The following is a 9,810-nucleotide window of genomic DNA, read 5'->3' as shown; positions in this document are numbered from 1 at the left end:
AATATTTCTCAAATTGAGCATTCCAGACATCGAAGCCCTGTTAATTTTTGCGTTAACGTTCTTTGCGGATTAATCGCTTATTGTCATCAACCTAAGAAACCTAGCCTTCAACTGGAGTGGCTTTTACCTCCTTATCTTTAACCCGAACTCAGGTTAATTAGCAGAATTCTTTTGCATAGTTTAGTCAGAAATTAAATTTTTCAGTAGGAGATAGTTGCATAATAACTATCTCCTTTTTGATCAATCTTCAATTTAACCAATCTTCTCAACACCAACAAGTTCCACCTGCTGTGTTTGTGGTAATAAACGCTTCAAACTGTGGTTAACAAAACCTTGTAGAAAAGCTATCTGCTGATTTTGCTGAAACACTTTTTGTAAGGTTTGGCGCAATTTGTCTAGATTTATAGCAGTTCCCGAATCTAATGCTATTTCTTGCTGCTCAAAATACTCGACTAAACTCAAGCCAGCTACTCTGGTTAGATAAGCAGCACTAACACCCTGCACTAAACCACCAGCAACAAAAGTAATGGCGTTACTCTTGAGAACGCTGCTGACGGCTTTTGTAGACAGTTCGACTAAACCCAATTTCAGCATCAAGCTTCCCATTGTACCAGCGACAGTTTGTGCCTGTTCTAAAGATAATTTCTGTTGATAGATATTACCTAAATCAATGACCATTTGGGCATTTATTGCCGCAGTCGCCAGGATATCTAAAGCTGGTACTGGGTTGGCAAAGGCTGTAGCCGCAGCTATCCATTGATATTGTTCAATAACTGGAGTAGCGCGATCGCATCTTGTTTGATTCAACCAGTTTTTAGCTTCAGCTTTCAACGCCAAAGCTTTTCTCATGGTGGTTGTCCAAACTAACTTTTGTCCTTGCTGTGCCAAAACTGTATTTAATTGCTGTGTTAGTTGTGCAATATCTGGTGCTGGCTGTTCCATCCATTCTTGTACAGAACCATCACTTTCATGTTTCCGCACTTTGATGGGAATGGGAGATACCGCAGTAGCTACTACATTACCAGGCATTCTTTGTTGTAATGACAGCAAGATGGTAGCACGTTCATCAACTACATACTGGTCTTGTTTGTTAAAAACCAGAATTGTCGACTGATTTGCAGCTTTTAACTGTTGTAAGGTTTGGAATTCTGTCTCAGTCAAATCACCATTTGTCAGAAACAGCACGATATCAGATTTTGCCACTTCTGCCAAAATTGCGGTATCTGACTCGTCAGTTGTTTTTCTAAACAAAGATGCTGTCTCTTGCAAGTTGTATTTTGGCTGTTTTTCTTGCCAACCACTAGACTGCAACACTTGAATTAAAGTACTTTTACCTACAGCTTTACCACCAGTCACAGCAATTCCAATTTCTTGTCTGTCTAACTCTGAGAACAAGTTAGCTAATTGTTCTCGGAGTTTACTTAAGGAGGAATGATTTTCCCTTTCTTGCGCTAATTGGTGAATGACTGCTTCAGCTTTAGCGATCGCACTCTCTGCTGTTGCCCGATCTACAGGTGTACAATCTAGTTGTTCTAAACTTGTTTTCGGGCGATTTTGCTGCCATAACCACAAGCCACCACCAACCGCCAGGGTACTCAATAAACTAAATTCACCTAGCTGTACTATCGAATCATGCCAACTTTGTAGCATCCAAAGGGAAAAGGAAAGTCCTAATCCTCCCACTAAAATAGGTCGTTCTAACTTCACAACCATTATTCTCCGCGCTTTTTGGCAGGTTTTCTTTCAGAATAGATCAAAACCTTGCTTTGCGAATCAGACAAGCGAAGGTACATAATTTTCTTTACTTACGGTTGCTTGTAAAATTAAATCCCAAGCATCACATTATTGTACAGAATGAGTTTTACGCTGTCGTTTTTTCGCTTCCACAAGGTGGATTTCGCTACCATATCCTATGAACACATCGACAGGGAAGACATAAAACAAATCCAGTCGCATATACACTAGGGCAAAATAAAAGTCAGTTTGCTTGTATGCTTCTCAAACCATTTAGCGCCGAGTTGTTTTCGCCCGATAGTTATCTACAACATATAGCAGAAGGCAGGGGAAAACGTCCTACTATTCCTGGCATTCAAGCTTTCAAATTTTCCTAATATATCTGACTACCGCTATAATTACCTGAAGACTCATCTAAGCAAGCATATTTGACTTGGATTTAGCTAAGTTTCCCCTATGTCAAATACTAAATCTTCAGGTTGGCGATCGCCAACTGCTCTTACTCCCCAACCACGCTTGAGTCTATGAAGAACGGCAGGTTGCGTTGACAAATACTCAAGCAACACAAAACCCTGTAATCTTTAAAAATTACAGGGTTTTGTTAGGTTTTTTATTTGGTGGCGGGAAGTGGATTTGAACCACTGACCTTCGGGTTATGAGCCCGACGAGCTACCAGGCTGCTCTATCCCGCGTCGCTCTTGACTTTTCAAGTATAACCCAAAGTCTAGAGTTTGACAACTATAACAGCGATAATTCTCCAACAACCTCTAAACGCTTGTATTTTCCGAAGGTCATAAACTTTTCTGCGAGGGTTTCTGCGGCACTAGGGCTAATCCAACCCATCTGTTGCAGTAGGTGAATAGCTACAGCATATTTGGCTCGTCTTGCCCCATCCATAACTTTGATTGCCAATCCCATACCTTCACCCAGTCTACCGATGCACTGTACGCCTTCTGCCCCAGCTTTACTGACTACTTCTCCCGGAGCTAAACGCATCAATTCGGTATCAAATTCGCCATCTCCTGCGACCAAGACAGGGTGATGAGTCATAGCCCGAATGATGCGCTCCATATCTACATTGCTACTAGCAGCTAACAAAGCATACAAAGATGCCATGTGTCCCAGTTGCATCAGATAGGTTGGTACGCCGCAGTCATCATGGGCGCTAATAAATTCTTCAGCGGGCATTCGCAATAACTCTGCGACTTTGCCCAAAACTAACTGCTGTATCGGGTGTTTCCGGTCTAAGTAGTTATTTAAAGGCCAATGGCGTTGTTGACAAACTGCTAACATTCCGGCGTGTTTACCAGAGCAGTTATATTCCAGCGGACTCCGTTTACCTTCAGGAATTGGGCATTGGAGCGCCGTTGGATCAACATCAGCACGCCAAAGTATATTAAATACCTGTCTGACTTGCTCTATTGTTCCTTTATGAGAACTAGTAATTATTGCTAAATCGCGATCGCTCAAATCGTAGCGTTCTAGTGTGCCGGTGGTAGTAACAGCTAGTGCTTGAAACGGTTTAAGCGCAGAACGGACAAAAGTTGCTGTTTCAGCGTTACCGGCAACGGACAAAACCCGTCCCCTGTCATCGCATACAACAGCTTGGACTATATGCCGCGATTCTATGATGCCTTCCCGTAGTAGCCGGACTTCCAGTACTGTGGCTTGAGTTCGTTTTCCCATTGTCATGGGTTAAAGTTTATCTCTTTTTATTATTTATCAATGGTCAATGGTCAATGGTCAAAAATTAGTATTTTTGACTATGGACTTTTGACTCTTGACTATGGACTACTTAAAACAAATGCCAAACTATAGTACCAATTAGGTACATTCCCGCCAAGCCAGCAAAGGTAAATTGTAACCGTTGGAGAATTGGCTTAATTTCATAAGTCACAATCAAGCGATCGCGAGTTAAAACTTCTTGCGGTTTTATCCATGTTTGTCCATCATACCAGCCTGACTCTTCATAAAATACGGTCTTGCTGTAGAGGCGATCGCGTACATAACGCCAACCTAAGTACATACGTATTAAAACAAGAATCACTCCCAGACTTGACCCCGCGGCTCCACAGAGGACAAAATGGGCAAAATACCTTTGTGGTGGAAAGCTGGCTGCTGCTACTGGCCCAGAGACTAGCCAGGAAAAACCCCAAATCCAAGCGATGTTCGTGATATATGCCCTCCAATTTAAAGTGCAATCACGAAATAGCCAGGAAGTTTTTAATTCTTCATACTCATTCAGTGGTTGTTGGTCTGTAGGAACTGGGCAATTGAAAACCGAAGACCTCATCATGTTGGCTTACCCCCACCATCATCAGCTTCTGGAACGGCAATACGTTCGGCATTAACCCAGAACGCTTCTAAATTATAAAACTCCCGTTCTTTGGGCATCATGATGTGAACGATTACATCGCCGTAATCTTGCAACACCCAACTCCCTTCAGCTTTGCCTTCGGTGCGTAAGGGACGACGTTGCCATTCAGCCTCTACTTGATATTCTATTGCTTCAGCGATCGCCCTGACTTGCACCCTAGAGTAGCCCGTCATCATTACAAAATAATCTGCTAGGTAAGATACATCGGCTACCCTCAGTACCAAAATCTCTCCTGCTTTGCGGTCTGATGCTGCTTCAGCAACAGTCATAGCTAATTGTCCACTCAAATCTTTCATACCTGCATCTAGGCTTTTGAGTGGACTATTTTTCTCCGACACAGATTGTAATGGAAGATTTCCTTGGATATAATCAGACATTAAACCTCAGGTGCTTGATCCCGTTTATTTTATAATTACTCACCAACAACAATTGAACAACAACTGTTTTTTTGAATACTAACAAAAAACGCCTGTTAATGCAGTGAGTTCACAATTGACTGTTTGGATTGCAACTAAAAATCAGCACCAATAACTCCAAGCTAAAGCGCCATCATCAATCAAGCAGTATACTTTTACCAAGAATTGTAGAGAATAATGGCCCCAGAAAAATCTTAAGATATTAAATATTCTACCTAAAGTATTAGTAGGAACAGAATCGTTCCTACTCAGCAATAATTAAATAGCTTTTGTTTACATAGCATATTTTGTTGTTATGCGCTTGAAATCATAGATAAAACTAAAGCACCCATGATATTTGCCAGCCTTCATTCAAGCGCATGACGGATACTAACACCATTTTGGATTTTGGCAGGGTTTATTGGTAAGCTTTTCTTTAACCCAACTGTCGCCATCATTTTTCAATAGGGTATAAGTTTTTCACCGTAGACTTTTTTGATGAGTCATGATGGAAAATTCACATTAGTTATTGTATTTTTCGCTACACCTCTTGTTTGGAAACTACTTTAGCTTCAATTACCTGAGTATCAGAGGTAACTAATTCAAACAAAGCCTCATAGTGATTTAAGGCTTGGTCAAAAGCATATTGCTCCATTGCATATTGACGGCTGTTGTAGCCCAACGTTTTCACCTTTTCCGGGTGTTGATAAAGTTCTACAATAGCTGCTGCCAAAGCTTGGGCATCTTCTGGAGGAACGATTACTCCGCCACCACTTTGTCTGACAGCTCTTGCGGCGGTACCAGTTTCGGGTACAGAGGCGACTAATGCCCGACCACTGGCAAGTAACACTTGAATTTTTGACGGCATATTGAAGGATATAACATTCTTCTTCTGCACAACTAAACCAACGTCAGCAGCAGCCAACATTTGTGGTAATTCTTCACGCGGTTGAAATGGCAGTAACAACACATTATCTGCACCGCATTCTAAACAATACTGCTGTAATCGTTTTAAACCTTTTGCTTCACCAACAATCACAAAAGCAATGTCTGTAATATCACGTAATGCAGCAGCAGCTTGAATTACTGTTTCTAAACCTTGAGTTAGAGCAATGTTTCCCGAATATTGGACTACAAACTTACCGTTGAGATTGTGTGTATTACGGAAAGGATTGTTTTCTTTAGGTAAAGGGCGAATGAAATTGACATCAACCCAGTTAGGAATTTGTTCAATTTTCTCGGCTTCTACACCCTTAGACAACAAATTCTCGACAAAACCATCAGCGATAACGCTAATTTTTGAGGCTGAATGGTAAGCAAATTTTTCTAATGCAGCAAATACTTTGATGAGAAATTTATTTTTTAGTAGTCCAACATGAACGGCTGCTTCCGGTAAAATGTCTTGAAGATTGAGTACTACCGGACACGCTCGTAACCAACCCAGCAAAGCCGCAGGTACACATACAGGTAAAGATGGTGATGTTGATAGAATTACATCTGGTCGCCAGCCTAGCAAAGCAGGGAAAAAACTTGTAACAACAAAACTAGCATCTAGCATTATCCGATCTAACAGATTCGGTTGTGGTCGAATCCAAACATAACTGCGTTGGATGTGAACACCATTTTTGTATTCATTGAGGTAAAACTTGCCCCGATAATCCTCGTAAATTTGGCGTTCAGGATAATTTGGCATAGCTGTGACAACTCGCACTTCATGCCCACGCTTGGCCAGTCCTTCTGCTAATTCCGTCATCAACGGGGCAATACCAATTGGTTCTGGATAGTAGTTGTAGGAGTAAATTAATATCCGCATAAAAGATTCAGTCAGAGTCCCTGGCTTTTTGGATAACGAGAATAATGTTGTTATGCATTTTGTTGCACCTATATCTAATTCTCTCTTTAGTCCCTGTTGATGTCAGTGGTTTTTCGTTGAAGATTGAGTAAAATTTATCTTTTCTTGCTTAAGTGCTGATTGGTAAAATTGTTACTAGAAGATTAACAACAAAAAGTAAGTATACACTGAAAAACTTCAGTATTTTTCCTATCGTTCAGATAACTACAATATAAAAATCAATCATGTAGTTAGGTATTAAGATGCTGGTTGCAAGAGACTATAATTTAATGACTATCACTACAGATATTTTTGGTCTAAAACTTCCTGTTTGAAAACCCCATTAAATAATTTGGTTGCTGAATTTCTGGCAACTGCTTCAATTTTGCTGTTAATATAAGCGATCGCTACAACCAAAAAATATAGTGATGAAACCCTCAATCCAGAGTAATAATACTCCAGATTCTCAATAGGAAAAGGGATAAAAGGCGTTAATGATGAAAGGGATGAATTTTGCTTCGCACAAAAACGAGCCAGTGGCTTGGAGAGACAGCGCTGTGGGTGGCTTTAAAGCTTTCCCGCAGGTTAGCCACTGGCGTTGCAAAGGCTTAAAGAATCAATCTTTGATTTTGCTTAAAAATGATATGTTTTGTCAGCCTTCATTAATTTGATTGACTTGAACCTCGATAAATTCGCTCTCTTTGCTCTGGAGAAAGAAGTGGCATCGGAAAGCGTTCATGTGCTGTAATTTTTGTCGGTTCCTGATCTTGTTTGATTTCGCCTGCTTGGTTTTGAGGAGAACGAATTGCTCCATTAGAATGTGGAAATGGATTGAGAGTGATATCTTCTGTATCTAATTCTGTTATTTGGTTTTGAGGTAAGATATAGGCGTGTTTATGGGGATCGTATGCAAAAACTTCTCCTGACTCAATGTGATAAATCCAAGCATAAATTTTAAGTTGACCTTGGTAAAGCTTGGAGTGAATTACTGGATATGTCCGTAAATTTTCAATTTGAGTCAGAACATTTTCGGCAATCATCACCTCTAACAAATCTTCTGATTGGTAGTGACTGTAGTGGTCTAAAACTAGCCTACGCGTCGCTTCTGCATATTTGAGCCAATCATATACAAGTGGTAAATCTTCTTTCAGACTTTGTAATTTTATTAGTCCTTTCATTGCGCCGCAATGAGAGTGTCCACAGATAATAATTTGCTGAATTCCTAAAGCTTGAACTGCATATTCAATAGTGGCACCTTCACCGCCATTAGTTGCTCCATAAGGTGGAATAATATTTCCTGCATTCCGGATCACAAATAATTCACCCACTTGGGCTTGTGTAATTAGATTTGGATCAAGACGTGAATCGGAACAAGTTATAAATAATACCCTGGGTTTTTGACCTTGTGAAAGTTGTTCAAACAGTTCTTGGTGCGTTGCAAAATAGCTAGATTTAAATTCACGCAGACCTTTAATTAATTTCTTCATTACCAAGTTCCAGAAATACTTGTAGTTTAATTACCAAATCAGACAAAATTGATGGAGATTGAGATTATATTAAGTGCAGGCTGCTTGGCTTTAGAATTAACAAAGTGCTAACAAAATAAAGAGCATCAGCCTTTTTGTTTAAGTTAGTGCCTCTCTAGCAAAACAGCAGCCACTTATGCAGAACAATTAATCTTGACAGTTTTAGAAGTCAGAATTAATTAAAATCTATTTTTCTATAATAGAATTACTTTGTACTTTAATTACACATTTATCGGGTGGATTTTTGCAAGATTTCAGGAAGAATTTTAGAAAAATACTTTGTCTAAAATATGTCGATTGGAGGTAGAATGTTGAATTAGTTATCATTACTAGTAGCGCTGAAACTGGAGTATAGAGTCTGCTAGTCTATAGAGATTATCATTTCTTTGTGGTTTAGAATGATGTTGATTCATCAATAGGTATAGCGACGCTATGACGGCAACTACCGAAAAACTGACTTTTGCAGAGTATTTACAGAAATGGCTACCCAAAATCAACTGCAACGAATTCAAATAGAATTAGAATTATCGCCAGAATTATATGAAACAATCAATAATCTTGCCCAACATCTGAATGGAGATCATGCTGAGGTACTACTAAAAGCGATCGCACTCTTAGAAGTAGCTTTAGAAGCCAAGCAAAAAGGCAAACATCTTTGGATTGTAGATGAACAAGATAACTTGGAAACTGAGATTGTAGGCATCTAACAATATGACAGATGTTAAAGATTTATCCCAAATAGTTGCTAATAAAGGTAAAAATCCGCTAATTATATCAGCAGTAAATCACCAGTCCCCAGCAGATGCAGAACTTGAACGCAAGTTGCGAGAACTTCGGTTTAAACAAGAACTTAGAAAAAACTGGATATTATTTATAGCCAGAGATGTAGTAATGTTTTCTGTAATTATATTTTTTGTTTTTGCCGTTAGTGGTTATTCTTTATTTATGCATATCTATAGATAAAAGCATTTTTTCTGCAAATAGATACGCTGCTTAATTACCTGTGACTATTAGCGCCAAAACTGTGAATTAAACAGTTAAGCATTTTAAAGATAGTTACGGTTTGCGACGGAGTAATGAGAGTATGCCACAATTAGCCCTGGCTTGGGTGAGGAATTTAGCTAGTTTTTACAGCGAACCCCAAAATTTTTTCCTGTCTTGCCGGAAAGAATAGAACTGAGGATGTATCCCATTACATAGAAAATTTACTATATGTAAGCGGGGAGAAAACCTAAAATTCCCCTTTTTAAATCTATCTTTCCTTCTCTCAATTCTGCTCTGGTTATCCGCCAGGGCAGTTTTAATTTTAGAGGACTTACACAAACAAGTGTCATATTTTTTTCGTTGAGGCTGTCAATGGTCAATAGTCCAAAAAACTGTTATTTTTGAGCATGATTGCGATCGCTACCTCTGCTTTCTTTAGCTTTATTCTGGTTCTTTATGCCAGAAACTAATAACTTAGCGATGCTTGGAGAGTAGGCAATGGTAGTTCTGCGGTACTTAGTAATTGTGCTGACTTACACTGGTTTAGGGCTGGGTTACTTACCCGGACTGCGGATGAATCGTACCACAATCGCTTTTGTGGGTGCGGCTTTTTTGATGGCATTGGGATTACTGGATCTACCTACAGCATGGGGTGCGATTGATTACAAAACACTCGTATTCTTGTTTGGCATGATGATCATTAGTGCTAATCTGGCGGCTGCGGGTTTTTTCCAGTTGGCTGTTGATTACACAATCCGTTATATCCACAGTCCATTGGGGTTATTAATAAGAGTTGTTGGGAAATAAGGGAGAATAGAAAGTTAGTACTTAAGTGGGGAAATGCTGAACATCGAACGGGCATTAAAACAAGATAGGCTGTTACGGGCATTAACAGGATTGAACCGGAAAGCTTTTGAAGCACTTTTGCCAACGTTCAGCACTATATATGACAAACAAGTACGT

Annotated in this window: 10 protein-coding genes, 1 tRNA gene and 1 pseudogene; 4 read left to right on the top strand and 8 right to left on the bottom strand. The window is 39.7% G+C overall.

Annotated features, from left to right (window positions below; translation table 11 throughout):
- A pseudogene (locus IQ244_RS31625) lies at positions 1-141 on the top strand (IS982 family transposase); the annotation flags it as partial.
- A gap of 111 nt (positions 142-252) precedes the next feature.
- Here IQ244_RS31625 and IQ244_RS31620 read toward each other — a convergent pair.
- The 8 genes from IQ244_RS31620 to IQ244_RS31585 all read right to left on the bottom strand — a co-directional run bounded on the left by IQ244_RS31620 (position 253) and on the right by IQ244_RS31585 (position 7,824).
- Positions 253-1,713, bottom strand: a complete 1,461-nt coding sequence (locus IQ244_RS31620; protein ID WP_193900619.1) for a YcjF family protein — start codon at positions 1,711-1,713, stop codon at positions 253-255.
- A 129-nt stretch (positions 1,714-1,842) separates the two neighbouring features.
- Positions 1,843-1,956 carry a group I intron-associated PD-(D/E)XK endonuclease gene (locus IQ244_RS31615; protein ID WP_228059292.1) on the bottom strand — a complete coding sequence of 38 codons (114 nt, stop codon included), beginning with the start codon at positions 1,954-1,956 and terminating at the stop codon, positions 1,843-1,845.
- 393 nt (positions 1,957-2,349) lie between these two features.
- Positions 2,350-2,426, bottom strand: a tRNA-Met gene (locus tag IQ244_RS31610).
- A 46-nt stretch (positions 2,427-2,472) separates the two neighbouring features.
- Positions 2,473-3,426 carry an asparaginase gene (locus tag IQ244_RS31605; protein ID WP_193900618.1) on the bottom strand — a complete coding sequence of 318 codons (954 nt, stop codon included), beginning with the start codon at positions 3,424-3,426 and terminating at the stop codon, positions 2,473-2,475.
- 103 nt (positions 3,427-3,529) lie between these two features.
- Entirely contained in the window at positions 3,530-4,030 is a 501-nt protein-coding gene (locus IQ244_RS31600; protein ID WP_193900617.1) for a CGLD27 family protein, read from the bottom strand.
- The gene (gene rsfS / locus IQ244_RS31595) at positions 4,027-4,488 is read right to left on the bottom strand and encodes a ribosome silencing factor (protein ID WP_193900616.1); all 462 of its coding nucleotides are present in this window, start codon (positions 4,486-4,488) and stop codon (positions 4,027-4,029) included. The genes IQ244_RS31600 and rsfS overlap by 4 nt, the downstream gene beginning before the upstream one ends.
- 559 nt (positions 4,489-5,047) lie before the next feature.
- Positions 5,048-6,319 (bottom strand): glycosyltransferase family 4 protein, encoded by a 1,272-nt coding sequence (locus IQ244_RS31590; protein WP_193900615.1) that lies wholly within the window; start codon positions 6,317-6,319, stop codon positions 5,048-5,050.
- Positions 6,320-6,999: 680 nt separating this feature from the next.
- Positions 7,000-7,824: a carbonic anhydrase gene (locus IQ244_RS31585; RefSeq protein ID WP_193900614.1), complete on the bottom strand. Its 825-nt coding sequence runs from the start codon at positions 7,822-7,824 to the stop codon at positions 7,000-7,002.
- 518 nt (positions 7,825-8,342) lie between these two features.
- Here IQ244_RS31585 and IQ244_RS31580 point away from each other — a divergent pair.
- The 3 genes from IQ244_RS31580 (at position 8,343) to IQ244_RS31570 (ending at position 9,654) form a co-directional block, all read left to right on the top strand.
- Positions 8,343-8,570 carry a DNA-binding protein gene (locus tag IQ244_RS31580; protein ID WP_193900613.1) on the top strand — a complete coding sequence of 76 codons (228 nt, stop codon included), beginning with the start codon at positions 8,343-8,345 and terminating at the stop codon, positions 8,568-8,570.
- A 4-nt stretch (positions 8,571-8,574) separates the two neighbouring features.
- The gene (locus tag IQ244_RS31575; protein ID WP_193900612.1) at positions 8,575-8,826 is read left to right on the top strand and encodes a hypothetical protein; all 252 of its coding nucleotides are present in this window, start codon (positions 8,575-8,577) and stop codon (positions 8,824-8,826) included.
- Between the two features lie 519 nt (positions 8,827-9,345).
- Positions 9,346-9,654, top strand: a complete 309-nt coding sequence (locus tag IQ244_RS31570; protein WP_228059291.1) for an SLC13 family permease — start codon at positions 9,346-9,348, stop codon at positions 9,652-9,654.
- The last annotated feature ends 156 nt before the right edge of the window (positions 9,655-9,810 follow it).

The sequence above is a fragment of the Nostoc sp. LEGE 06077 genome, from assembly GCF_015207705.1.
In the GTDB taxonomy this organism is placed as follows: Bacteria; Cyanobacteriota; Cyanobacteriia; order Cyanobacteriales; family Nostocaceae; genus Nostoc_B.
This window is presented reverse-complemented; position numbering and strand designations above follow the sequence as displayed.

Coding starts and splice junctions, on each gene's coding strand:
- IQ244_RS31570 (WP_228059291.1), top strand. CDS start 9,346: ATGGTAGTTCTGCGGTACTTAGTAATTGTGCTGACTTACACTGGTTTA.
- IQ244_RS31580 (WP_193900613.1), top strand. CDS start 8,343: ATGGCTACCCAAAATCAACTGCAACGAATTCAAATAGAATTAGAATTA.
- IQ244_RS31590 (WP_193900615.1), bottom strand. CDS start 6,319: ATGCGGATATTAATTTACTCCTACAACTACTATCCAGAACCAATTGGT.
- IQ244_RS31615 (WP_228059292.1), bottom strand. CDS start 1,956: ATGCGACTGGATTTGTTTTATGTCTTCCCTGTCGATGTGTTCATAGGA.
- IQ244_RS31620 (WP_193900619.1), bottom strand. CDS start 1,713: ATGGTTGTGAAGTTAGAACGACCTATTTTAGTGGGAGGATTAGGACTT.
- rsfS (WP_193900616.1), bottom strand. CDS start 4,488: ATGTCTGATTATATCCAAGGAAATCTTCCATTACAATCTGTGTCGGAG.
- IQ244_RS31605 (WP_193900618.1), bottom strand. CDS start 3,426: ATGACAATGGGAAAACGAACTCAAGCCACAGTACTGGAAGTCCGGCTA.
- IQ244_RS31585 (WP_193900614.1), bottom strand. CDS start 7,824: ATGAAGAAATTAATTAAAGGTCTGCGTGAATTTAAATCTAGCTATTTT.
- IQ244_RS31575 (WP_193900612.1), top strand. CDS start 8,575: ATGACAGATGTTAAAGATTTATCCCAAATAGTTGCTAATAAAGGTAAA.
- IQ244_RS31600 (WP_193900617.1), bottom strand. CDS start 4,030: ATGATGAGGTCTTCGGTTTTCAATTGCCCAGTTCCTACAGACCAACAA.